A 24,433-nucleotide genomic window follows, 5' to 3' on the forward strand; every position below is an offset into this window, starting at 1 on the left:
AAAAGCACCCCGACGAGGGGAGTGAAACAGTACCTGAAACCGAACGCCTACAATCAGTCGGAGCCCCCTTGCGGGGTGACGGCGTACCTTTTGTATAATGGGTCATCGACTTGGTCTCACGAGCAAGCTTAAGCCGTTAGGTGTAGGCGTAGCGAAAGCGAGTCTTAATAGGGCGCATGAGTTCGTGGGATCAGACCCGAAACCGAGTGATCTAGGCATGGCCAGGTTGAAGGTAAGGTAACACTTACTGGAGGACCGAACCCACATCCGTTGAAAAGGATCGGGATGAGCTGTGCCTAGGGGTGAAAGGCCAATCAAACTCGGAGATAGCTGGTTCTCTGCGAAATCTATTTAGGTAGAGCGTCATCCGAATACCCCGGGGGGTAGAGCACTGGATGGGTAATGGGGCCCCACAGGCTTACTGATCCTAACCAAACTCCGAATACCCGGGAGTACTAGATGGCAGACACACTGCGGATGCTAACGTCCGTAGTGGAGAGGGAAACAACCCTGACCTACAGCTAAGGCCCCCAATTCATGGCTAAGTGGGAAAGCAGGTGGGACGACCAAAACAACCAGGAGGTTGGCTTAGAAGCAGCCATCCTTTAAAGATAGCGTAACAGCTCACTGGTCTAAACAAGTTGTCCTGCGGCGAAGATGTAACGGGGCTCAAGCCATGAGCCGAAGCTTAGGATGCCGTAAGGCATGGTAGCAGAGCGTAGTGTGACATAGTCTCATTCCTCCTTCACGTCTTCGGGCGTATTGGAGGAGAGAGGCTTTCGATGAAGCCGGCGCGTGAGCGATCCGGTGGAGAGATCACTAGTGAGAATGATGACATGAGTAGCGACAAAGAGTGTGAGAGACACTCTCGCCGAAAGTCCAAGGGTTCCTGCTTAAAGCTAATCTGAGCAGGGTAAGCCGGCCCCTAAGCCGAGGCCGAAAGGCGTAGGCGATGGGAACTAGGTTAATATTCCTAGGCCAGGAGGATGTGACGGATCACAGGTGTAGTTCAATCTTATCGGATTGATTGGGCTGCTGAGTGGTTCCTGGAAATAGCCCTCCATCAGACCGTACCCTAAACCGACACAGGTGGACTGGTAGAGCATACCAAGGCGCTTGAGAGAACGATGTTGAAGGAACTCGGCAAAATACCTCCGTAAGTTCGCGAGAAGGAGGCCCGGTTCCTAGGCAACTAGGGGCTGGGGGCACAAACCAGGGGGTGGCGACTGTTTATTAAAAACACAGGGCTCTGCGAAGTCGCAAGACGACGTATAGGGTCTGACGCCTGCCCGGTGCCTGAAGGTTAAAAGGAGAGGTGAGAGCCTTGAATTGAAGCCCAGGTAAACGGCGGCCGTAACTATAACGGTCCTAAGGTAGCGAAATTCCTTGTCGGGTAAGTTCCGACCTGCACGAATGGCGTAACGACTTCCCCGCTGTCTCCAACATCGACTCAGCGAAATTGAATTGCCTGTCAAGATGCAGGCTTCCCGCGGTTAGACGGAAAGACCCCGTGCACCTTTACTACAGCTTCGCACTGGCATCAGGATTGTGATGTGCAGGATAGGTGGTAGGCTTTGAAGCAGGAACGCCAGTTCTTGTGGAGCCTCCCTTGAGATACCACCCTTCGCACTCTTGATGTCTAACCGCGGTCCGTTATCCGGATCCGGGACCCTGCGTGGCGGGTAGTTTGACTGGGGCGGTCGCCTCCTAAAGCGTAACGGAGGCGCGCGAAGGTTGGCTCAGAGCGGTCGGAAATCGCTCGTTGAGTGCAATGGCAGAAGCCAGCCTGACTGCGAGACTGACAAGTCGAGCAGAGTCGAAAGACGGCCATAGTGATCCGGTGGTCCCGAGTGGAAGGGCCATCGCTCAACGGATAAAAGGTACGCCGGGGATAACAGGCTGATACTGCCCAAGAGTCCATATCGACGGCAGTGTTTGGCACCTCGATGTCGGCTCATCTCATCCTGGGGCTGGAGCAGGTCCCAAGGGTACGGCTGTTCGCCGTTTAAAGAGGTACGTGAGCTGGGTTTAGAACGTCGTGAGACAGTTCGGTCCCTATCTGCCGTGGGTGTAGGAGACTTGAGAGGAGTTGCCCCTAGTACGAGAGGACCGGGGTGAACGATCCACTGGTGGACCAGTTGTCGTGCCAACGGCAGTGCTGGGTAGCTATGATCGGACAGGATAACCGCTGAAGGCATCTAAGCGGGAAGCCCCCCTCAAAACAAGGTCTCCCTGAGGGCCGTGGAAGACCACCACGTCAATAGGCCGGAGATGTAAGCGCAGCAATGCGTTCAGTTGACCGGTACTAATCGCCCGATAGGCTTGATTTGATCCAGTAACAGAAAGACAAATCAAAAACATACACACCTTGGACCAAGGATGGCTGTGTCGCGCCAAGCGACACTGTTGATTGACATAATAACCGTGCGGGAACGCGCATTCGCAAGCGAATACGCTGCCTCCCGCGCGTCGCCTTTTTGCAAAGCAAAAAGAGCGACGGGGGCTTTTCCTCGGTTTGGTGGTCATAGCGCAAGTGAAACACCCGGTCCCATCCCGAACCCGGAAGTTAAGCACTGCCGCGCCAATGGTACTTGGGCTCAAGCCCCGGGAGAGTAGGTCACCGCCAAACCTAGAAAAAGCCCACAATCAAAATTCTCTCTTACGATATCGAACTCATTCGACCCCGGCCTCAAGTAGCGTAAGCAACAGGCCGAAAAACGGTCTCAAGTAGCCGAATAGGCGGTAGACCACCAAAGTGTCGCGGGATGGAGCAGCCCGGTAGCTCGTCAGGCTCATAACCTGAAGGTCGTAGGTTCAAATCCTACTCCCGCAACCAAAAATACCTGCATGATTACAACACACTAGCGCCCCAAGGGGCGCTCTTGGCGTTTGGGACGTTTGGCCTCGGTGCTACAACGGTGCTACGCTGTGGGGCAAACTTCAAATACCTCAACGTAGCGACACCGACAGTCGCTGACGCCGAACCTTACCAAACAAAGAAAACTAACGCGCGTCCACCGTCAGTGCTGTCAGCACCGTCAGCCAATAGAAAGTTTGCCGTCTGTATCCCTTGAAGGTCAGCTTGGAGCCCTTAGTGCGCATTATTCCGTCCCAAAGAGATTCGCCCTTACGGCGAGACAAGTTCAGCCGTGAGGCATCCCGGCCTCTTCCATGGCGGTAAGCCAGCGTTCCAGAGCGCCGGAGGCATTCCACATCCTGGTTTCCATGTCTCTTACCCGCGCGACGGTCCAGTCCGGGTTCTCTGAAAGGTAGTTGGCCATCGCTAGTGCCGCAGCGTTTTCGTCGCCAACGCAATGGTGGATGGCCGCGAGGAGCTTATTGGCCGCGGTTGGCATTGAGGGCACTGACTTGAATGCGTCCAGGGCCTTGTCGCACTCTCCTTTCTGCCAAAGCGCCCAGGCCTTGTTCCATTGCAAGTCAAAGTGCTTGAGCGGATCAATGCGTTCGAGATTTGCAAGTGTCTGCAAGGCCTCGTCCGTCTTGCCCATGTATATTTGAGAAACCGCGAGCCCATTGCCAACGATCGTCGACGAAGGGTTCAATTCGATCCCACGCTGAAAGGCACGTTGCGCGTCTTCGACTTCGCCATTGAACATCAGCGCCCGTCCGAGGGCATGGTAAGCGAGGAAATTGTTTGGATCGAGCTCGACGCCACGACGGGCCAGATTGTACATCCGTTCACGAAGTGCCGACTCATCGCCGTCGACCCATCCGTAATGGAGGCCGATACGCAACGACAGGGCTTGGCCCAAAAACCCCCACGCAGAGTCGGGATAGTTCCGTATGGATTTCTCCTGTTCCTCGATATTGGTCAGGAGGTTTTCGCGGGTAAAGCTGCGCATGATCCGGCTTTGTGCCGCATTAGAGATCATTAGGGCGCTGACATCCCCGGAGGTCATGCTGGCCTCGGCGGTGTCAATCACACTTGTCCCAACGGCCAGGGCAATCTTTCGGCTGATTTCACTGTTGGCCTCCAGCATCGCACTTAGAGGAACGTCAATCTCGTCCGCCCAGATATGAGCCTCTGTGGCACCCTCGATCAGTTGGGCTGTGATCTTTAATCGAGAGCCGTTGTACTGCTGGCTTCCTTCAAGAACAAAATCGGCTCCAAGCGCCTCAGTGATTTCTGCAATCCCTTGCGGCGAATCGCGAAACTGGAAACTGGAGCGGCGGGAGATGACGGTCATCTGCGGAAACCGCGCCAATGCAGTTATAATGTTCTCGCTTATGGCGTCACTCAAGAAACCAGTGTGTGGTGCAAAGGAGAAATCTTCGAAGGGCAGCACCGCAACCACAGGTGCATGGACCGTGTCGTCAGAGCGCGCCAAAACATAGGCGCCGATCAGTGCTGCAAGCATTAAAACGGCCACCAACAGTAAGGAAATAGGTAGATTCAGCAATCCCACGTTTGCGGCGTCCGGGACGGGCAGAATTAGCCTGTAACCTTGACGCGGAACAGTCTCGACAAGGCGTTTTTCAGAATCGCCCACGACACGCCGAATCTCGGCAATGCATTGCGCAACGCTGTCGGCTGCAACGGCTCGGCCCGACCAGACCTCGTCGATCAGCGCTTCGCGCGATACTGTCCTGCCTTGGTTTTCCGCCAATGCCTTGAGCACTTCACGGGACTGGTGCCGCAGCTCGGCTTCATTTCCCTCCAAGTCGTAAATCCGTCCGGTGGCCGGATCGACCTTCACCATTCCAAGGCGGATTTCAGAAGATTTCAAGTTATTTCGTTTGGCAAAACGCAGTATCTCGCCCTCCAGTTGGACTATCACCCACGGGCGTCAGGTCCATATTCCAAAAGACGCCCTTCAGAAACTGGGAGGGGCACCAACCTCTCCCTAGATGGAGAATAGCTTATGAAATGCTCGGCGAGAATAGCGAGACTTCCCTTGTTCGGAACGGCGCGGGCGATTGCTCCGCCTCGGATTCTCGCAATCATTGCAGCAGTAGCCATCTCCAGTCCTGCAATTGCCAATAGCTTTGACCTCAGCACGCCGCGCGAGAATGCGCCCCTTCGCCAATCCGACGGAAGTGAAACATTTCAGCTACGTCCGGGCGAGTGCAGCGACCTTGAATACTTCTCCGACGAATTGCAGATCAGCACCTCCGATTGCGGACGCTCACGGAACAGGATCGAGTACTTTGAGACATCCACGTCGAGAGCCGGAGATCGGCGTTTGTACGAGTGGGAAATCCTCATTCCGGAAGACTTTAGCTACAATGCACTCAACGCGCGGTTGACCGCCGGCCAATTCGAGACTGGCACCGATATGCTTTATGGTTTCGAACTGAACAACGATGGCTACACGTTCCGCGCCAAGGACTGCATTTCCGCGGAGGATTTCGGAGAATGGCACAAGGTCTCAGTGCGCATCCAATACGATTCAACGCCACGCAAATCCCTCAAGGATCAGACCCCCGGTGTTTTTGTCGTCGAATGCAACGGTGAGGTGATCTCGGACTCAACCGGCAGACCCAACATTACCGAAGGTGGTGAAGTGCAATTCAGATATGGTCTATTTGGCGCCAAGGATATCCCTGCCACGGACAATGTCTCTGTTTCGTTTCGGAACGTCCGAGTGTCGGACTGGTAAGACTCGGCAGCTTGGCGGAACCGATATTTTAATCTTCAGAGTTTTCACAACTCGGCGTGGTTTACATCGCGTGTCGGGAATCCGATGGCGGCTTTGTCCGCGTAGCAGACGCGAGCCCACCCCCGGCATCCGCAACGGCAAGCACAAACAAAAAACGCCCGACCCAAGGAATCGAGCGCGTTAGCCAAAAAATTGTTGAGCGAACTTTCAGCGATTGCTCAATTCAATCACCCGCATCCCGGCCTTTCCTTCACGGCTGAACGCGATGTTCACGCCCTGTCGCCGCAAGACAGGTTGTACCCGTCGCAGCGCCGCGCCAAACCGTGCCTCGTTGCGCGGAAAACTGTGGCTGTCCTCTGTCAGTGCCGGGAAACGATCCCGCAAGGTTTGCTTCAGCTCGGTTGCGGTGCCGCTCCAATGCTGCCGCCCTTCCATTAATGAAAGGATCGCCAGCGCGACCGGGTTGGCCTCAACAGCGGCTTGGTCACTGCGCGCGCGATTGGCCGCGTAGGAGTCCAGAAACGCGCCCTGAGACCATCCAAGGGAGCCTTCGGCAGCAACCACCCATTTAGCGAAGTCTGCCATCCTAGGGGCTTCTGAGAGGCTCACTGAGTCAATCCGGCCCAAGGCGCAGGACACCGCGTCCAACAGAGCGCCCAGAATATAGGGCTTGGCCTTGGCAAAATCGCGGTTAAACGCGCCCAAGGTTTTGCGCCTACCGGGTGGGATCACCGGCAGATGAACGCCAATGGCGCGATCCGCCAGATCAGGTCGCGCCGCCAGATCGGGAATACCGTTCAGCAAACAGGGCCGCGTCGCGTTGAACAATACCTCGTCGCTGTCAGTGTGCAGCTTGCGGGTACCAAATCCGCCACCCGTAGCAATCCGGCAGAACGCATCTGCCATCATTGGGCGGATGGTCGAGAGATTGTCAAAGCTCAGAACGTGGTTGTGCATGGCAGCAATCACCAAATCCTGTTCGGAATTGGGCGTGCTGCGCGTGCTTGGGCTGGCCGGGTCAATCAGATCGCGCAGGGTTTGCGCGGTGGTGCTTTTGGCGCTGCCCTGTTCACCTGACAGGATCAGGATAGGGTAGGGGCCTTTGGGGTGGAAACATCCCAGAACCCATGCCACCAGCATGCGGAAATCATCTTCGCTGTCGACATTCAGAAAATCGCGCAGAAACTCGATGCCATTCTCATGCCGTTCCGGCACTGGCAACGCCTGCATGGCTGGTGAGCGTCGAAACCGCGCGGGCGGGTGGCTGACCACCTGCCAGCCCTCGGACGTGATCGCCACAGCCTGCCAATCGGTGTCGCCAAGGTCGAGATAGACCGTGCGCCCGATCGAGGCGATGCGGCTGGACACCGGATAGGTCTCGCCTTCGAACCGCGCCACCCCTTCCAGCATCCGGCGTTTGTCATCCAGCGCGGCATTGGAGGGCGCTTTGCCTTCGGCCTTGTAATGGGCATAGGCCAGATAGTTGCGGAAGGTCGATGATCCGACAGGCCAGTGCTCAAAGTGACCCTTGGCCCGTAACGTTACATAGGGCTCACCCTGCGGCGTGTTCCAAAGCTCAAGCCCATCCACCAGCGCCGCACTGCTATCGTTACGTATAGGTGCAGGTTCATCCCTATGTATAGGTAACGTATACGGGTCGGGGTTTTCCTTATGATACATAGGGGGATGCGGGTCATTGGCGGCAGGCCGAACCTTACTTGTAAGGTAGGCGGCAGTTGCATCCGGCAAATCACACGCAACGCTGTTTATCAGGGCGTCAATCTCGCCTAGTCCCCAACCTGCGGCAATGGCGTCGGCCACGTCCCAGCCCCTATGTATTGGTTTAGGGATCAGACTCGATGAATCATGCGCTTGAATCAGTGCGTCACTGATCGGAAGGATCAGAGGTGTCGCCCTATGTAATGTAACGAGCTCTTCGGCCAGTTTGGCGGCATAGCTCTGTCCCGGCTCATCGTGGTCAGGCCAGATAATGACAGTACGGCCTGCCAGCGGTGACAGGTCAGTTTTTGCCAGCGCCTTGCTGCCGCCAAAGCTGGTAGAGGCTAGATACCCCAAGCCCGTCAGAACATCGGCACACTTCTCCCCTTCAACCCAGATCACCGGCTGATCCGGGTTCGCCTGGGCGATCCGGTCCAGATGATAGACCGGGCGCAACTGGGGTGCTTTCCATGCGTCCTTGGTCACGTCGTAGGGCAGAAAGAACTTGCCCCTGCCGTTGCCCTCATAGCGATTGGCGACGAGCACAGGCGCACCCGTTCTGCTGCGATAAACATGCTGAGTGTCAGCGACACCGGCTGTCGGGTGGCGAAGGTCGGGCAGCGCGCTCATGCCTGCACCCCCAGACGTTGCGCCAGTGCACGCGCGGCCTGTCCTTGCTGGACCCCGTTCAGATAGGCAAAGAGGCTGATGGCATCCCCGCCTTTGTCATCTGTGGCAAAGTCTGCCCACAACCCGCTGTCGAGATTGATCCGAAACGAACCCCGCGAGCGATCTGCACGGGTGGGGTTCAGCGCCACCCATTCGCGGCCAATGATCCGGCCATCCGGCAACCATTCGGCCAGAAGGCTATGCAGATTGATCCGGGCCAGTTCAGCAATGGCCGCGAATTCGATAGGCTTCCAACTACCAGTCATTTGCAACCACCTCCTGAAGACGCGCGATCTCGAACGCTTCTACATCTCCCATGCGATAGCGGACCAAGCGGCCAACTTTGACATAAGCCAGCGGGTAGCGTTTGGTGCAACGCCATGTGGCAAGGGTGGTTGTGGACACGCCGAGGCGTTCCGCGACTTGCTCGGGTTTGAGCAGGGTGTCTGCCTGTTTTGCGATCATGATAACCTCCATCAATTTAGATCGATGAAGGGAAACCTAGAGAGCGATTGGGCAGGCCGAAACGCGTGAAGCAGGAAAGAAAAACTGCTTCCTACATAGGAAAACATGCCGGTTAACTGCCACGTAATGTGGCGAAAATATGTCTATATCACCCGCATTACCGTGACCACACGCGCGCGCGTCAGGTCCGGATCAAGTTTTTGGCCGATCAAATGAATCACATCTACAGCCGTTGCTTTGTTTTGCTTTGTGGCCGGATCGTAGCGGCCCGCATTAAAGGGGCGCATGGCGTTGCGCTCCCAATAGGGGCGAAAGGCGCGGGCTAACGCCGCAATCGGCTGGCTTTCGGTTTTCTTCGGCCTGCGCGACCAACGATCCAGATCGGCCTCATGATAGCTGCTTGGGGTGTCATGCTCGCCCAAAGCAACCGTTTCTGCGGTCGCCTTATGCAACAGTTCGAGAAACGCCGCGACATGGCCGACAGGATCGCCGGGGCCAAATGCACCTTCGATCAGGTTTGCAATTCCGGCGGCGCTTGGGTCGGCTGATCGGGCTTGTTTTTCCAGCGCGTCGGCCAGTTTCCCGGAACAGTTTGGTGAAGCCTGCACACGGGCAAGGTCCACTAGTACCGGCTCAAGCTTGGCAGACAATGCGGACAGGCGGCGGTATTCCATTGCCCCCGGTTTGCGTCGGCGCATTTTGCGGCGTTCGCGGACGTAGGCTCGCGCCGCTGCCTCAACCCCTTTGCGCAGTTCGTCAACATTGGCTTTGGGTCCCATCAGCATCTCAAGTTCAAGCATGAACCGGGCATCGTAGAGGCGGTGTAACTCAGACAGGAAACCGTGGCCCACCATGAGGCGCTGCCACGGTGCAGTTGGTCTTGCTTCGATGTCGGGGAGGGTGTTGTCAGCCTGTTCCATTATGCCGCTTGTTCAGGAAAACCAAGTCAAACGCCAGAGGCTGACAGGACTGACAGTGCAGACGGTGAAACTAGGGGTGGTCTGCCTGAAGCGATCTTTCCTGAATTAGTAGGTCTTTGGTGAATGCGAACAGCTCAGCCTTGGTTGGTTCTAGCAGGAAGGCTACACATCAGTCGTTCGCTGCTAGCGCAGGACTGGGCCTCAACGTCGGCGACAATGCACAGGAAGCGGGCTTTGAATCAAAGATGTAGTGATTTGGAGCCGTGGACAGCGGCTATGCGGGCAAAGCTGCCATTTGTGTCGTCCAACCGCTATATTATTTTGTCCAAGTTTCCGCGTGTTGCCGCGATCTTCTGAGCATTAGATGTTTCTTTCACGCCCTCAGTAGTCAGGCGTTTCTGCTGTCTTGCTATCTCAGCCCGAGATTCGACAAAACGCTCGAAAAACCAAGTGATTAGGGCAGGAAAACCAAAACGCAGCAGTAGAATGAGTACGGCGGGTGGGATTATATATTCCATCCAATAAACATCGTTCTTACCAACGAAGAATTCAACCAAACTGCGAAATTGAAACGGACAAGCCAATTCTCAGGGGGCGTACACTGGGCTCTAAAAGCTGTCATCCGCATTGTTTGGTCGCTCATCAGGTATTCCAACGTCGACTGTGCGGACAAAACCGACTTTGGATTGTAAGGAAGATTGCCCTTCGGTAGTCTTGGATTATTGTCCTGATATCCATCTCAAAGGGTAACTGTCTGAGTATGAAACAGATAATTTGGCCAATGGCACTACTGATGCTTATTGCGTTAAGCACTCAAACGGCGGCAAGTTTTCCGCCAATAATCCGCTTTATCGAACAACTGCTTGACCACCCAATCTGCGGATTTCCCAAGGCTTCAAAAATTGAAACCGCCAAATTAGCTTATTTCACATTGTACCGCGATCCAAGCGACTGCAATGGCAGCGGATCTGGCCGGTTCTGCAAAACACTAATTCGCGACAATATCAGTGGAAGCTGCCGTGAATACGGCCATACAAAGGGCCACATAGGAGTCGATGACAATATTCCACCAACCGTGACCCCACCGAAGGGGTGGGCACCATCTGTCACCGGTTCCTGGCCATTGTATTTAGTGGATTCTGAACGTGGCAGCATATTGTATGAGCAGCCCCAAATTTATATTCGGGTACCCGATAAAGCGGAACTGAAAGAGGAAGTATCCTTCAAGTAAGTTCGTATGGTCAGGTCGCAAAGGGCTCTTTCCGCCCTAGGTAGACTTTGAAAACATCAACTCTGTCGCCTTGTCCACACTCTCCCTGACCGGGTCTAGGTTTAACCTTGCGTAGATTGCTGTGGATTGTTGGGACCGATGCCCGAGAGACTTACCAATAATGTATCCATTGGCCCCCGTTGCCGCCTGATAGCTGCCCAAGGTGCGACGCAGGTCATGAATGCGCAGGTCTTCAATCCCTGCCTCTTTCAGGATCCGGCTCCAAGCTTTCTTGGGATCGGCAAGGTGGCCGCTTTTGCCCGAGCCTTCAAAAACGTAGGGGCTGTCTGACTTGAGCTTTCGTTCGATTAGCAACTCAACTGCCTGTTGGGGGAGATGAACCGTCAACGGGTCTGCATTCTTGGTTTCTTCGATCCGCCATGTGGCCGATGTGAAGTTGATTTCTTTCCACATCATTGCCAGCGTGTTTGACTTTCGTGCCCCTGTCAGAAGGGAAACCATAAAGAAATCTCTTGCGGCCTCGTTGGGCTCCTTGGCCAATGCCTCAAAGAAGCGAGGCAGTTCGTCAGGCTGCAAGAATCTGTCGCGGCTTTGTTCCCGAAACTTTTTGATACCAACAGCGGGGTTCACACCCTTCCACCCCCATTCAATGGCCTTGTTGAATATGGAGCGAATACGTTCAAGCAAACGGTTGGCCTGATACAAGCCGTTGTCCTTGCCGATCTTTGCATGAAGCCTTTCTACCTCAGCCCGATCAATGCTGGAAATCTTTCTGCGGAACCAATGCGACAGATATTTGTTTACTTCCCGCTCGTCATATATCCACGACTTCTTATGCACCTTGGAATACTTGTCCATGTATTCGGTAAAAAGCGCCCCAAAGGTCATTTCATCCCGAATGGCCTTTTTCTCTTTCTGAGGGTTCGCCCCAGACGCGATGCCGCCCTTGGCCTTTGCTGCCGCCTTGCGGGCCTGTTCCACGGTCATGTCAGGAAATTTGCCAAGCAACAGGCGTTCGGGTCGCCCTTCGATCCGTTTGTACAGGTAAAAGCTCTTCGATCCTGCCGCCGTCACAGCCAAAACCAATCCCGCTTCCCGTTCGTCATAGTAGTAGTCCCGTGATCCTTTCTTGGCGGCAGGGGCTTTCGAAAGGGCTGCTTTGGTGAAGTTCAAACGGTGACTGGCCACGGTATATCCTTTAGGTGTTTTGGTGCTACCGAAAGTTGACGGTGCTACACTGGTGCTACACCGGAGAGCAATTTTGGACAATGTGGAGAATGCTTACAACAAGCTAAAGCATAGGTAACATATTGATAAATCATGCAAGAAATAACCTTAGCAAATAACAGCAAACATACGACAATGAGGCTCATAACCTGAAGGTCGTAGGTTCAAATCCTACTCCCGCAACCAAAAATAACAGCCAAATATCAAACTCTTAGCATCGAATAACGCGAGGCTCTTTGCATTGCGCAAACTCAACTGGAAGCACTGTGGAAGCAAACTGCGCGCAAAATGGGTGTGGTGAACGCGCAACAGGGGCACCCCAGTCAGTCTTTTCTGCCGACGTTTTCTTCGAACGCAACCTTGAAAGCCGCCTGTTTCTCGGGGCCAGCCTCGGTTTGATACTTGGATTTCCATTCGTCCATCGTCATGCCGTAGAAAATCTCGCGGGCTTCATCCTTGCCCAGTTCGATTCCCTTTTCGTTTGCCGCTTCCTGATACCAGCGCGACAAACAGTTGCGGCAAAACCCGGCGAGGTTCATCATGTCGATGTTCTGAACGTCCGTGCGGTCTTCCATCAGGTGCTTTTGCAACCGGCGAAATGCGGCAGCCTGAAGTTCAATTTCGGTTTGCTTGTCCATGAAGTGGCTCCGGATGGCGATTGAGTTGCTTCTGACCTAACAATCCAGTGGACCCGTTACAAGAATCAGACGTGCCGAAGCGCCTTTTCACATCAGTTTCAATGCCAGCCACGGCACGATGCAGAAAACCAGCGTCAGGATTTTGTAGTTCGCAAGATACCTGAAATAGGCGCGTTTCACGTCGGGGCGTTCCATCCGAAACATCCTGCCGTGAATGTCGGCAATCCAATCCTGCAATAGCAGAACCATCAGGGTGGTAAACAGAAGCACCGCTATATTGAGCACGGCCATCCAACCAAAAAACGTCGTCAAAAACTCTCGTGTCATAATGACCCCCTTTCCCAGTTTATATGGGGAATGAAGGCCGTGCTCACAACAGCGTGATGCGCGGTAAAGCACACGAAAGACTTGCGGTCAAAGGTCGCTGGCTGCCAATGCATCTTCCAGGATTGGAGCCAATCGCTCGGCCCATTCCCTTTGCCCCGCATGGTCTGCGATCAAGTCGTTGCGCAGCTCGATCAGTGCGTTTGGGCGTCCGAACGCGGTACAGTGTTTGTCGATCGCATCCCCCGGCAGTATTCCGGTATACGGCTCGTTGACGCCAACGCACAGATCATCCTCGGCCTGAAGCCTTTCGATCAGAGGGCGTGAGAACCGCTGGTCCAAGGTGTGCAGCACGCCAATATGCCATGGGCGCGGTTCACGACCACGCAGTTGGCGGGTGAAGGAATGCATCGAAACGATCACCGCATGGGGCAGGGCAGCCATTTGTGCCAGTGCCTCGTGGTAGGGGCGGTAACACATATTCAGGCGACGTTCGCGTTCGACATCATCTGCATGGCGATTTCCCGGGATGATTGACCCGTCATAGAGCTTCATCAACAGCGTCGGATCGTCTTCACCCCGGTTCGGGTCGATGACCAACCGCGAGAAGTTGGCGGCAATCACCGGCGCGTTCAGGATCTCACCCAAGTGTTTCGACACCTCATACGCGCCGACATCATAGGCGATGTGGCGTTCCATATCCTCGCGCGGCAGACCGAGGTCGCCGCCATTTACGTCTGGGGGAACAGTATTGGTTGCGTGGTCGCATGTGATCAGCCAGCGCGACGGGCGATCCGCACCGTGGACGAAAAACGGAGTGTATGTCATGAGCCTGTCATCTAGTTTGCCGCAGGTGTAGGGCAGTTGCTTTGAAAAGGGAATTGCGCAATAAGCACCGAAACGATGTTTGCGGTAACATTTTGCGGAAGCTGATCCGCAAACCTGAGATGACGTAAGGAGGTCTTTGCTAATGCGACGCCTGAGAAATGTGAAAATCGTGGCGACGCTGGGGCCAGCGTCAAATGACTATGACACGATTCGTGCCCTGCACGAGGCTGGTGCGGATGTCTTTCGTCTGAACATGAGCCATGGCAGCCATGATGAGATCCGCGAACGGCACAAGATCATTCGGCAGGTGGAAAAGGACCTGGACAGCCCGATTGCCATTCTGGCCGACCTTCAGGGGCCCAAGCTGCGCGTTGGTGTCTTTGCCAACGAGGCCGAGGAACTGGAAGAAGGTGCAGCTTTCCGGCTCGACCTCAACACTGATGCTGGCGACGTCAACCGGGTCTGCCTGCCGCATCCCGAGATCTTTGCGGCGCTGGAACCGGGCGCGCGCCTGCTGGTGAATGATGGCAAGATCCGTCTGATCGTTCAGGACTGCGGACAGGATTATGCAAATTGCGTGGTTGAGGTGGGTGGCACGATCTCGAACCGCAAGGGCGTCAACGTTCCTGACGTGGTGCTGCCGCTGGCGGCTTTGTCGGCCAAGGACCGAGATGATCTGGAGTTTGTCTGCCAACTGGGTGTGGACTGGTTGGCGCTGAGCTTCGTGCAGCGCGCCAAGGACGTTTTCGAGGCGCGCGCGCTGGCCGATGGCCGCGCGGCGATTCTGTCCAAGATTGAAAAACCTGCGGCAGTAGAGGCGTTTGACGACATCCTTGATGCGTCGGACGGGATCATGGTGGCCCGCGGCGACCTGGGTGTGGAACTGCCTGTATCTGCCGTGCCTCCGATCCAGAAACGCCTGGTTCGAAAATGCCGTGGGGCAGCCAAGCCCGTCATCGTCGCCACCCAGATGCTGGAAAGCATGATCGAAAGCCCGATGCCGACCCGTGCCGAAGTGTCGGACGTTGCGACGGCGATCTACGAAGGCACCGATGCCATCATGCTCAGCGCGGAATCGGCAGCCGGTGCCTATCCGATCGAAGCGGTGCAGACGATGAACAAGGTTGCCATCGAAGTCGAAGCCGACCCGACATATACGCAGATCATCGCCGCCTCGCGTACCGCCAAGGGAACCACCGTTGCGGATGGGATCGTTGCCGCGGCGCGCGAAATAGCCGAGAAGACCGAAATCAAGGCGATCTGCTGTTTTACGCAAAGTGGCACGACAGCCGCATTGACCGCGCGCGAACGTCCCGGTGTTCCGATTATCGCAATGACGTCGCTGATGGGAACGGCGCGCAGGCTTTGCCTGACCTGGGGTTGCAACTGCGTCATGACGCCCGAGCTTGAACGGTTCAAAAGCGCGGTTGTAAACGCAGCGCGCGCCGCAAGGGCAGGGGGATTTGCAACCGAGACCGATCAGATCGTCGTCACTGCCGGCGTGCCGTTCAACGTGCCGGGCACGACCAACATTCTGCGCGTGGCCCCGTGTGACGAGCGACTGATCTACAGCACGGATCCCGAATAATCAGAACGGGTATCAAAGCCCGGACACCCGTTGGCCAACAGGCTCTTTCACGGCTTCCATGACCGTGAAAGAGCTGGTTTGGTGAATCCCGGGCAGCTTGTTGATTTTCTCACCCAGTATCATCCGGAAATGCGCGATATCGCGGGTGCGGACAGTCAGCAGGTAATCGAACGACCCTGCCACCATCAGGCAGCTTTCGATTTCCGGCACATCGCGTACGGCCTCGTTGAATTTATCCAGGGATTGCTCGGCCGTTGCGGTCAGCGACACCTGTACGACGGTCAGAAGGGCCAGCCCCATTCTCTCTTTGTCGACGATGGCGCTGTAGCCCTTGATATAGCCGTTCTTTTCCAGCCGTTTCACGCGTTCCGAACAGGGCGTGTTTGTAAGGTTTACGCGCGCCGCAAGCTCAACTATTGAGAGCCGGCCATTGGCCTCAAGCTCGTGCAGGATGCGCTGATCGATATTGTCCAATTCTCTACTAATCAGTAAATCTTCCTGTTTTTTTAGTGCAGAACGATAATTTACACTGAGTATAGGCCAAAAAAATCCCCAATTCCTAGTGAAAATTCCTGATACTTACCAAAGGGCGGTCTTATTGAAAGTTCCAAGTTCCGGCTGCCCTGCCGGGGGCACGGGCCCCGGCCAAATGAAAAAAATGGAGGAACGACATGACAACAAAGATTGTCATAGGACTCGACGGGACAGAGACCGGTGAGCGCGTGATTGCCTTTGCCAAGGATTTGGCAAGGTTGATCGGCTCGTGTGAACTGGTGGTCGCTTATGTGATCGAATGGTCCCCTTACACCTTTCAGACACCGGAAGAAAACGCGCAGCGTCACAAGCGAAGGGAAGAAGAGGTTGATCTGGCAACGTCGCGTATCGTGACGCCTGCCGTTGAGGCCCTCAGAGAGGCTGGTTTCGAAGCGCAGGGTGTTGTTCGTCATGGCGACGTGGCGGAGACCTTGAACGCCATTACAATGGAAATGGGCGGCTCGCAGATCGTTGTCGGCCGGTCTTCGGCAGACGGGATCAAGAAACGTATCTTCGGCAGTTCGACCCAGAACCTTGTGATGCATGCCGATGTTCCGGTCACGGTTGTGAACTGAAGGGAGGGACAAAATGAGAATGCTTAAACAACTCGGCGCCTCAACGGCCGCCGCTATTGTCGCCAGCCCTGCCTTTGCGCAAGATGCTCCGGGGCTTGATGAAAAAATCAACCAGGCTTTCGCTGACCTGACCGGCCCATTCGTCAGCTTCATCTTCGCACCATTCCCCGGGACCAGCTTCCCGTGGATCGTGATGTGGCTGGTCATCGCAGCGACGGTCTTCACTCTGTACTTTGCTTTTGTGCAGATGCGGTTCTTCAGTCACGCAATCAGTCTTGTCAAAGGTGACTATTCCGACCCCAACGATGCAGGCGAGGTCAGCCACTTTCAGGCTCTGGCCACGGCGCTTTCGGGCACAGTCGGCCTGGGGAATATCGCGGGTGTCGCTGTTGCCGTCGGCATCGGCGGACCGGGTGCAACCTTCTGGATGATCCTGGCGGGTCTTCTGGGGATGGCGTCGAAATTCACCGAATGTACGCTGGGTGTGAAATACCGCAACGAGTACGAAGATGGCACCGTTTCGGGTGGCCCGATGTACTATATGTCCAAAGGGTTCAACGAATTGGGCTTGCCGGGTGGCAAGATCCTTGCGGTTTTGTTCTCGATCTTCTGTATCCTTGGCGCGCTGGGTGGGGGCAACATGTTCCAGGCCAATCAGGCGCATCAGCAGATCGCGGGCATCGTGGGCGATTATCCGGGCTGGATTACAGGGCTGGTCTTTGCAGCGGTTGTTTTCATGGTCATCGTCGGCGGCCTGAAGTCCATCGCACGGGTGACTGAAAAGGTCGTACCGTTCATGGGCGTTCTCTACGTTCTGACCGCTCTGGTCATTATCCTGATGAATGCGGATATGATCGGCTGGGCCTTTGGCCAGATCTTCGCCGGTGCCTTCACCGGTCTGGGTGTTGCAGGCGGCATGGTCGGCGCGCTGATCCAAGGCTTCAAACGTGCGGCGTTTTCGAACGAAGCGGGTGTTGGCTCGGCAGCGATTGCACACTCGGCTGTTCGGACCAAGGAGCCGATCACCGAAGGCTTCGTTTCCTTGCTGGAACCGTTCATCGACACCGTGGTGATCTGCACAATGACCGCTCTGGTCATCATCATCACCCAGCAATTGATCATCGACCCGGAAACCGGCAACTACATGCTGAATGAGGCCGGTACGGCGATTGCCACTGTTGACGGCAACTCGGGTGTCAGCCTGACCTCTGCCGCCTTCGGCAGCGCATTCGGTTTCTTCCCGTATATCCTGGCGGTTGCGGTGATCCTGTTTGCCTTCTCGACTATGATCAGCTGGTCCTATTACGGCCTCAAGGCCTGGACCTATCTGTTCGGTGAGGGCCACACCAAGGAACTGGTGTTCAAGGTCATTTTCTGCATCTTCGTTGTCATCGGGGCGGCGGCCAATCTCGGCCCGGTCATCGACTTCTCGGATGCGGCGATCTTTGCGATGGCGGTTGTGAACGTCTTTGCGCTCTACTTCCTGATGAAAGTGGTGCGTCAGGAGCTGGCGTCCTACTCCGAGCGTCTGAAGAGCGGCGAAATCCGTAAATTCAGCCACTGAACCCTTCCACCGGGGCGATCAATATCGCCCCGGTGCCTGACCGGGCTGTAAAAAGCGCAGATTCTGGTCCAAACCCCCTTGTCAGCATAGGCGAACTTGCGTAAACGGCGCTTCTGATCGCGTGACCGGCCGAGATGGCATGCCGAGTCGCGTCTGAAACCGAACCCGAAAAAGGAGACGGAAATGCCTAAGATGAAGACCAAGTCGAGCGCCAAAAAGCGCTTTAAGGTGACTGCGACCGGTAAGGTCCTTGCTGGCCAGGCCGGCAAACGGCACGGCATGATCAAGCGGACCAAGAAATTCATCCGCGACGCCCGTGGCAACACCACCCTGTCCGCCCCCGACGCCAAGATCGTCAAGGGCTACATGCCCTACGACCGCTAAGAGGAGATTAAGACATGTCCCGCGTTAAAGGTGGAACCGTAACTCACGCCCGTCACAAGAAGGTCATCAAGGCCGCCAAAGGTTACTATGGCCGCCGCAAGAGCACCTTCAAGGTTGCCCGTCAGGCCGTCGACAAGGCCAACCAGTACGCAACCCGCGACCGCAAGAACCGCAAGCGCAACTTCCGCGCGCTGTGGATCCAGCGTATCAACGCTGCTGTGCGTTCGCATGACGAAGCACTGACATATTCCCGTTTCATCAACGGCCTGAACCTGGCTGGTATCGAAGTGGACCGCAAAGTTCTGGCCGACCTGGCCGTGCACGAACCGGAAGCGTTCGGCGCGATCGTCGCCAAAGCTCAGGCTGCTCTGACAGCCTGATCCTCTTTCGAGAGACAATGAAAGAAAGGCCGTCCCATTTTGGGGCGGCCTTTTTCTTGTGGCCAGCGGCGTAATCCGTGCGCTTGTTGGACCAGAATGATCCCGCCTTGTCGCATCGGCGTTTGCCCAACATTCTTCATGCATGCGCGGTTTGATCTAGATCATGCAGTTATTACTCCAAGATGATGTATATGATTTTTTGAATGTTTAGGGGAAAGGTGAAATCATGACACTAAACTGGAAAATTGGAGGTGTGCTGCTGGGGCTCGTGTTCTTCGGAGCCGTTCTTCTGGTCAAGCCAATCGGTGTTTCGACCCAATTCGTCATTCTCGACGGGATCATCGCGGATGCCGTCAATCCGGAATTCGTAACTCAGACGGATGACGGCTACAGTTCAACCAATGCCTACTTGGCGAAATCCAATGGAAAATACGCCAAACACGTATCCAATCCGTTGAACTACAGCTTTGTCTTCGTTCTGGCGATGGCTGTGGGGGCATTCTTGTCGGTCAAGGCCCGTGGCGGTCTGGAACCCGAAGAAAGCAAGCTGCCCAAGGTCTGGCGCGAAAACTATGGCGATACCCCTTGGGCCCGATACGCGGTCGCGCTTCTGGGCGGCTTCGTCGTTCTGTATGGGGCCAGGTTGGCCGGAGGGTGCACATCCGGTCACATGATGTCCGGCATGATGCAGATGGCACTGTCCGGATATATCTTTGCAGCTGGGGCATTTGCGGCGGCAATTCCCACGGCAATGCTGGTCTATCGGAAAGGATAAGGCGATGGAAATCATTCTTGCGATCATCATTGGTGCCGCTTTCGGAGCCGTTCTCGACCGGGTCGGCGCGGCAAACCCAAATTGGATTGTCGGCATGTTGACGCTGCGGCGGCTCCACTTGATGAAAACGATCCTCCTTGCAATCGGAACCGGTTCGATCCTGATGTTTGGCGGGCAGATGCTTGGTTTTGTGGATGTCGGCCACATGTCGGTGAAGTCGGCATATGTCGGCGTCTTCATCGGCGGGTTGTTGATGGGTGCGGGCTGGGCTGCATCGGGGTACTGCCCAGGAACAGGGGTTTGCGCAGCGGCCTCGGGTCGCCGTGACGCCTTGTTCTTCATCTTCGGAGGTCTGCTCGGGGCCGCGGCCTATATGGCGACATATCCGGCCTGGAAGGCCACGGGCCTTCTCGATGGAATTGCGGGTGGCAAAGTTACCCTCGGTACAGTTCCGGGGTCAGCTTACGAGGGCGTCTTGTCAGTATCTGGCGACATTCTCGGTATCGCTCTGGGGGCCGTTTTCGTTCTGGTTGCATTCATTCTGCCGGACAGCTTGATCGGAACGGACGAAAAAGTTGGCGTTGCGGCCGAATAACCGCGACGGGGCCGTACAGATTCAAGATCGGACACCCGACAAAAAAACCGGCGCGAAATGCGCCGGTTTCAGTTTTACTTGCCAAGTTCGGCGAACTTACCCGAACACACGCCCCAGCGCGCCATCCACAGCGTCGGTGATCTGGTCAATGTCATCCGCCGTCGCGATCAGGGCGGGCGAGAAGCAAAGCGTGTTGTTGCGGCTTGGGATCGAGCGGTTTGTGACACCGATGATCACGCCCTGGTTCATACAGTCGGCCACTACCGCCTGTGCCAGTTTCTCGTCCACAGGCTCTTTGCTAGCACGGTCTGCAACCAACTCGGCACCCAGGAACAGGCCCTTGCCGCGCACGTCGCCGATGACCTTGTGCTTTTCCATCAGTGCCTGAAGGTTGCCCATCATGCGGTCACCCATGGCCGCGCAATTGCCCAGCAGGTTTTCATCCTCGATGATGCGCATGTTTTCGATCGCAGCAGCCGGACCGGCAGTGCAACCACCAAAGGTCGAGATGTCGCGGAAATAGCTCATCGGGTCCGAAGCATCATCCTTGAACATGTCAAAGACCTCCTCGGTGGTGACCATGCAGGCAATCGCGGCATAGCCCGAGGCCACGCCCTTGGCCATGGTCACGAAATCCGGCTTGATGCCGTATTGCTGATAACCGAACCATGTGCCGGTGCGGCCCACGCCGCAGACAACCTCGTCGATATGCAGCAGCACGTCGTATTTTTTGCAGATCTCCTGCACGCGCTGCCAGTAACCCTCGGGCGCTTCGATCACGCCGCCACCTGCGGTCACCGGCTCAAGGCACAGCGCGCCAACGGTGTCGGGGCCTTCGCGCAGGATGACCTGTTCGATCTGGTCTGCCGCCCATTCGCCGAAATTCTCTTCGGGGGCACCGTCCAGTTCGTGCTTGCGATATTCCATGCAGTGGGGCACGCGCACGAAATCAGGTGCAAAGGGGCCGTATTGTGCGGTGCGCTCGTCCTGACCGCCTGCCGACATGGTTGCCAGCGTCGAGCCGTGATAATCGCGGTCACGATACAGAATCTTGGTCTTTTTGCCGCCGTACTTCTTGTGCGCGATCTGGCGCACCATCTTGAAGGCTTTCTCGTTCGCCTCGCTGCCTGAGTTGGTGTAATACACGCGGCTCATGCCGGGCATCTTGTCGATCAGTTGCTCGGCAAAGATCGCGCCGGGGATCGAGCCGGCCGAATTGGCGAAATAGCACAGCTTCATCAGCTGGTCGTAAACGGCCTTGCAGATCGATTCGCGGCCATAGCCGACGTTGACGGTCCAGACACCGCCGGAAACCGCATCCAGATGCTCTTTGCCTTTCTGGTCCCAGACGCGCATGCCCTTGCCTTCGACAATGATGCGGGGGTCATTGGTTTCAAAGGGTTTGTGCTGGATCAGATGATGCCAGATATGGGCGCGGTCGGCCTCGACCACGCGGGAAAGATCGTTTTCGTTGAACGTGCCGTCCATGACAAGTCCTTTCAGTGAGGTGCGGTGCACGGGGTGCGGAAATGGTGTGCCCCGGCATATGTTTAAGATGCTTCAGATCACCGCGAATGGCCGGATCTAAGTAGGGCCAGATCGCACCATCCCGTATTGCCAGTCAATTAGGGCATCGAAATACTACGGATTTGTCAGAGCACCAAGTTTGTGCTCAAGTCGCGCAAATCGAGTGCAGGGAGGATCAGCAGTTGGCAGCGACCAATATCTATGAGCGTCATTTGGACAAATGCCGGGCGAATTACACACCCTTGTCGCCCCTCTCGTTCATCGAGCGCACGGCGCAGGTTTATCCCGATTACCCGTCGGTCGTTTATGGCGAGCGGCGGTATACCTGGGCTGAAACCTATGCCCGGTGCCGCCGGCTGGCAGGTGCCCTGAATGCGCGGGGTATCGGAAAGGGTGATACCGTATCAGTTATCGCTGCAAACATCCCCGAACTGTACGAAGCGCATTTTGGTGTGCCCATGGCGGGCGCCGTATTGAACGCCATCAACACGCGCCTGGATGCGCCGATAGTCGCTTTCATCCTGAACCACGCCGAAGCCAAGGCGTTGTTGGTTGACCCCGAGTTTTCCGGTGTCGTGAAAGAGGCGCTGGAGCAGGTTGATCATGACATTCTGGTAATCGACATCGAGGATCCCAGCTTTGAAGGCGGTGAAAGGCTGGGCAGCCTGACCTATGACGCCCTGATTTCAGAGGGAGACCCGGAATTTGACTGGTCACTGCCCGAGGATGAATGGGACGCGATCACGCTGAACTATACGTCCGGCACAACGGGCAATCCCAAGGGCGTGGTCTATCACCACCGCGGCGCCACCCTGAATGCACAATCGGATTTGCTGGACTGGGATATGCCCAAGCATTCGATCTATCTGTGGACCTTGCCGATGTTTCACTGCAATGGCTGGTGCTTCCCCTGGGCCATGGCCGCCAATGCGGGCGTGTCCGTCTGTCTGCGCGCCGTGCGCGCCGAGCCGATCTATGCGGCATTCCGGGATGAGAAAGTCACCCATTTCTGTGGCGCTCCCATCGTTTTGAACATGTTGGCCCACGCGCCGGATGAACTGAAGGACTTTGACCATCAGATCAAGGTGATGACCGCGGGCGCTCCGCCGCCGGCCGCCGTGATCGAAGCGATGGAGGCGATGGGGGTCGAAGTCACGCACGTTTATGGCCTGACCGAGACCTATGGGCCTTCGGTCGTTTGTGCCTGGAAGGATGAATGGAACGACAAGGGACCCGAAGACCGTGCTGCCCTGAAAGTACGGCAGGGCGTGCGGTATACGGCGCTGTCTGGTCTGATGGTGGCCGATCCCGAAACGATGGAACCCGTGCCCGCAGATGGCGAAACCATGGGCGAGATCTTTATGCAGGGCAACGTGGTGATGAAAGGGTATCTCAAGAACCCTGATGCCACCGATGGGGCCTTCAAGGGCGGCTGGTTTGCATCCGGCGATTTGGGCGTCATGCACCCGGATGGCTATATCGCGCTCAAAGACCGGTCCAAGGACATCATCATTTCAGGCGGCGAGAATATCTCGTCCGTCGAGGTCGAGGGTATCCTCTACAAACACCCGGCAGTCATGGAAGCTGCGGTTGTGGCCCGGCCAGACGAGAAATGGGGCGAAACCCCCTGCGCCTTTGTCGAGCTGAAGCCTGACGCAACCGCGACCGAGGCAGAGCTGATTGCTTTTTGCCGAAACAACATGGCCCATTTCAAAGCGCCCAAGACCGTGGTGTTTGGCACCCTGCCGAAAACGTCAACCGGCAAGGTGCAGAAATTCGTTCTGCGGGATCAGGCGCGGGCGCTAGGCTGAAGCGTGCCAAAGATCGACAGGTCCAGATCCAGCATTTCACCCATCCAAATCGCGCGATCGCGGTGATCGGCCAGATGGTCGCCGGTTTCCGGGTGGGTGAAAACGGTAAGGCCCCGCCGGTTCAGCATCAACCACGGTGTGACCTGGTCGAAGGCATCAGCCGCAAAGCTCAACTGGCAGCTCCAGCGCGGGTGGGGGCCGACATTGCGGCAATGCATGCGTCCCATCCGCACGGGGAACAGACGGGCGGCCTCTTCGCAGACCTGTTGTGCCGTGTTCTGCGTGTCGGCGTCAAAATAGACATGGGCGTGGTATCCGGTGATCTGGGGCATCAGAACCTCTTTTGCTTTGATGAAACAAAGCTAAGTCCGATCGGGCCAGACGCCTAGGCACACAGGCACACAGGGCCTGTGCAAGCTTATTGGGGTGCGTGCCTGTCAGGATGCGCCGCGACAAATGCCGGGTGACCGGCGCAGGCCTTTTCGACACCCAGCAGACGCGGCATGTCGGACAGGTCGACTTTCCACCGGCGCGCATTGTAGATCTGGGGGATCAGGCAGATGTCGGCGAGGCCGGGTTGTGAACCGACGCAATAGGGGGTTTGTTCAAACTCACCCAACATGGTCTCGAAGGCCTGCAACCCCGGCCGGATGAAGTGTCGCATCCACTCTCCGGGCATGTCGGATGGGTCTTTGCTGAGGGCGGTCGCATGACGTGCAACTGAAAGGTTGCAAACAGGGTGAATGTCCACCGCAATCGCATAGGCCAGCGCCTGCACGCGCGCGCGCCCTGCTGCATCGTCGGGCAGAAAGTTCAATTCACGTGTCTTGTCCAGATAGTCGAGAATGGCCAGAGATTGCGTCAGCCGCAGCCCGTCAATATCCAGAACCGGAACGAACCCTTGTGGGTTTCGGGCAATATGTGCATCGCCCTTGTGTTCGCCATCCACCAGGTCGACCACAACCGCGCGATAGTCGATCCCGGCCAGATTCAGGGCGATCCGCACCCGATAGCTGGCCGAGGAGCGCCAATAGTCATAAAGGACGGTTTTGCTCACA

General features: G+C 56.2%; 23 protein-coding genes, 1 tRNA gene and 2 rRNA genes (1 of these 26 cut by a window edge). 13 read left to right on the forward strand and 13 right to left on the reverse strand.

What is annotated here, in order from left to right:
* The 3 genes from NOR97_RS02105 to NOR97_RS02115 form a co-directional block, all read left to right on the forward strand.
* Positions 1–2,330, forward strand: a 23S ribosomal RNA gene (locus NOR97_RS02105); it begins 497 nt to the left of the window's first position.
* Positions 2,331–2,514: 184 nt separating this feature from the next.
* A 5S ribosomal RNA gene (gene rrf, locus NOR97_RS02110) occupies positions 2,515–2,629 on the forward strand.
* Positions 2,630–2,759: 130 nt separating this feature from the next.
* Positions 2,760–2,836: transfer RNA gene (locus NOR97_RS02115), tRNA-Met, on the forward strand.
* 307 nt (positions 2,837–3,143) lie between these two features.
* Here the strand turns inward: NOR97_RS02115 and NOR97_RS02120 are convergent.
* Positions 3,144–4,799 carry a winged helix-turn-helix domain-containing protein gene (locus NOR97_RS02120; protein WP_257600065.1) on the reverse strand — a complete coding sequence of 552 codons (1,656 nt, stop codon included), beginning with the start codon at positions 4,797–4,799 and terminating at the stop codon, positions 3,144–3,146.
* Between the two features lie 117 nt (positions 4,800–4,916).
* On the opposite strand from NOR97_RS02120, the gene NOR97_RS02125 reads away from it, so the two are divergent.
* Positions 4,917–5,621 (forward strand): hypothetical protein, encoded by a 705-nt coding sequence (locus tag NOR97_RS02125; RefSeq protein ID WP_257600066.1) that lies wholly within the window; start codon positions 4,917–4,919, stop codon positions 5,619–5,621.
* Between the two features lie 207 nt (positions 5,622–5,828).
* Here NOR97_RS02125 and NOR97_RS02130 read toward each other — a convergent pair whose 3' ends face one another.
* The 4 genes from NOR97_RS02130 to NOR97_RS02145 form a co-directional block, all read right to left on the reverse strand.
* Positions 5,829–7,970: a hypothetical protein gene (locus NOR97_RS02130; RefSeq protein WP_257600067.1), complete on the reverse strand. Its 2,142-nt coding sequence runs from the start codon at positions 7,968–7,970 to the stop codon at positions 5,829–5,831.
* Positions 7,967–8,275, reverse strand: coding sequence for a hypothetical protein (locus tag NOR97_RS02135; protein WP_257600068.1), 309 nt, complete (start codon positions 8,273–8,275; stop codon positions 7,967–7,969). Before NOR97_RS02135 ends, NOR97_RS02130 begins: the two co-directional genes overlap by 4 nt.
* Positions 8,265–8,474, reverse strand: a complete 210-nt coding sequence (locus NOR97_RS02140; protein ID WP_257600069.1) for an AlpA family transcriptional regulator — start codon at positions 8,472–8,474, stop codon at positions 8,265–8,267. The genes NOR97_RS02135 and NOR97_RS02140 overlap by 11 nt, the downstream gene beginning before the upstream one ends.
* A 143-nt stretch (positions 8,475–8,617) precedes the next feature.
* Positions 8,618–9,394 carry a hypothetical protein gene (locus tag NOR97_RS02145; RefSeq protein WP_257600070.1) on the reverse strand — a complete coding sequence of 259 codons (777 nt, stop codon included), beginning with the start codon at positions 9,392–9,394 and terminating at the stop codon, positions 8,618–8,620.
* Positions 9,395–10,175: 781 nt separating this feature from the next.
* On the opposite strand from NOR97_RS02145, the gene NOR97_RS02150 reads away from it, so the two are divergent.
* Positions 10,176–10,625: a hypothetical protein gene (locus tag NOR97_RS02150; protein WP_257600071.1), complete on the forward strand. Its 450-nt coding sequence runs from the start codon at positions 10,176–10,178 to the stop codon at positions 10,623–10,625.
* Positions 10,626–10,661: 36 nt separating this feature from the next.
* On the opposite strand, the gene NOR97_RS02155 is transcribed toward NOR97_RS02150, so the two are convergent.
* The 4 genes from NOR97_RS02155 to NOR97_RS02170 all read right to left on the reverse strand — a co-directional run bounded on the left by NOR97_RS02155 (position 10,662) and on the right by NOR97_RS02170 (position 13,642).
* On the reverse strand, positions 10,662–11,813 hold the full coding sequence (locus NOR97_RS02155) for a site-specific integrase (protein ID WP_257600072.1): 1,152 nt from the start codon (positions 11,811–11,813) through the stop codon (positions 10,662–10,664).
* Positions 11,814–12,175: 362 nt separating this feature from the next.
* Positions 12,176–12,490, reverse strand: coding sequence for a DUF1244 domain-containing protein (locus tag NOR97_RS02160; RefSeq protein ID WP_257600073.1), 315 nt, complete (start codon positions 12,488–12,490; stop codon positions 12,176–12,178).
* An 87-nt stretch (positions 12,491–12,577) separates the two neighbouring features.
* Positions 12,578–12,817: a DUF6868 family protein gene (locus NOR97_RS02165; protein WP_257600074.1), complete on the reverse strand. Its 240-nt coding sequence runs from the start codon at positions 12,815–12,817 to the stop codon at positions 12,578–12,580.
* An 87-nt stretch (positions 12,818–12,904) separates the two neighbouring features.
* A complete protein-coding gene (locus NOR97_RS02170; RefSeq protein ID WP_257600075.1) occupies positions 12,905–13,642 on the reverse strand; it encodes an N-formylglutamate amidohydrolase in 738 nt (245 codons plus the stop codon).
* 142 nt (positions 13,643–13,784) lie between these two features.
* Here NOR97_RS02170 and pyk point away from each other — a divergent pair, with 142 nt between their 5' ends.
* Positions 13,785–15,230, forward strand: a complete 1,446-nt coding sequence (pyk, locus tag NOR97_RS02175) for a pyruvate kinase (RefSeq protein ID WP_170344757.1) — start codon at positions 13,785–13,787, stop codon at positions 15,228–15,230.
* Positions 15,231–15,242: 12 nt separating this feature from the next.
* Here pyk and NOR97_RS02180 read toward each other — a convergent pair whose 3' ends face one another.
* On the reverse strand, positions 15,243–15,704 hold the full coding sequence (locus NOR97_RS02180) for an Lrp/AsnC family transcriptional regulator (protein ID WP_174818381.1): 462 nt from the start codon (positions 15,702–15,704) through the stop codon (positions 15,243–15,245).
* A gap of 197 nt (positions 15,705–15,901) precedes the next feature.
* Between NOR97_RS02180 and NOR97_RS02185 the strand changes: the two genes are divergently transcribed.
* The 6 genes from NOR97_RS02185 (at position 15,902) to NOR97_RS02210 (ending at position 20,037) form a co-directional block, all read left to right on the forward strand.
* Complete coding sequence (locus tag NOR97_RS02185; protein WP_170344758.1) at positions 15,902–16,339, forward strand: universal stress protein; 438 nt, start codon at positions 15,902–15,904, stop codon at positions 16,337–16,339.
* A gap of 13 nt (positions 16,340–16,352) precedes the next feature.
* On the forward strand, positions 16,353–17,903 hold the full coding sequence (locus NOR97_RS02190) for a sodium:alanine symporter family protein (protein ID WP_257600076.1): 1,551 nt from the start codon (positions 16,353–16,355) through the stop codon (positions 17,901–17,903).
* Between the two features lie 183 nt (positions 17,904–18,086).
* Positions 18,087–18,287 carry a 50S ribosomal protein L35 gene (rpmI, locus tag NOR97_RS02195; RefSeq protein WP_010443552.1) on the forward strand — a complete coding sequence of 67 codons (201 nt, stop codon included), beginning with the start codon at positions 18,087–18,089 and terminating at the stop codon, positions 18,285–18,287.
* Positions 18,288–18,301: 14 nt separating this feature from the next.
* Positions 18,302–18,667, forward strand: coding sequence for a 50S ribosomal protein L20 (rplT, locus tag NOR97_RS02200; RefSeq protein WP_152457001.1), 366 nt, complete (start codon positions 18,302–18,304; stop codon positions 18,665–18,667).
* Positions 18,668–18,893: 226 nt separating this feature from the next.
* Entirely contained in the window at positions 18,894–19,442 is a 549-nt protein-coding gene (locus NOR97_RS02205) for a YeeE/YedE family protein (RefSeq protein WP_257600077.1), read from the forward strand.
* Between the two features lie 4 nt (positions 19,443–19,446).
* Complete coding sequence (locus tag NOR97_RS02210) at positions 19,447–20,037, forward strand: YeeE/YedE family protein (RefSeq protein ID WP_257600078.1); 591 nt, start codon at positions 19,447–19,449, stop codon at positions 20,035–20,037.
* A 96-nt stretch (positions 20,038–20,133) separates the two neighbouring features.
* Here the strand turns inward: NOR97_RS02210 and NOR97_RS02215 are convergent, their stop codons facing one another.
* A complete protein-coding gene (locus tag NOR97_RS02215; RefSeq protein WP_152457003.1) occupies positions 20,134–21,525 on the reverse strand; it encodes an aspartate aminotransferase family protein in 1,392 nt (463 codons plus the stop codon).
* Positions 21,526–21,746: 221 nt separating this feature from the next.
* On the opposite strand from NOR97_RS02215, the gene NOR97_RS02220 reads away from it, so the two are divergent.
* A complete protein-coding gene (locus NOR97_RS02220) occupies positions 21,747–23,375 on the forward strand; it encodes an acyl-CoA synthetase (RefSeq protein ID WP_170344763.1) in 1,629 nt (542 codons plus the stop codon).
* On the opposite strand, the gene NOR97_RS02225 is transcribed toward NOR97_RS02220, so the two are convergent.
* Positions 23,354–23,707 carry a DOPA 4,5-dioxygenase family protein gene (locus NOR97_RS02225; RefSeq protein WP_257600079.1) on the reverse strand — a complete coding sequence of 118 codons (354 nt, stop codon included), beginning with the start codon at positions 23,705–23,707 and terminating at the stop codon, positions 23,354–23,356. The two genes, NOR97_RS02220 and NOR97_RS02225, sit on opposite strands and share 22 nt — an antisense overlap.
* Before the next feature lie 86 nt (positions 23,708–23,793).
* Positions 23,794–24,432: a maleylacetoacetate isomerase gene (gene maiA / locus NOR97_RS02230; protein ID WP_257600080.1), complete on the reverse strand. Its 639-nt coding sequence runs from the start codon at positions 24,430–24,432 to the stop codon at positions 23,794–23,796.
* Between the last annotated feature and the right edge of the window lies 1 nt (position 24,433).

Origin of the sequence: Ruegeria sp. YS9, assembly GCF_024628725.1 — a bacterium.
Classification (GTDB): Bacteria; Pseudomonadota; Alphaproteobacteria; order Rhodobacterales; family Rhodobacteraceae; genus Ruegeria; species Ruegeria atlantica_C.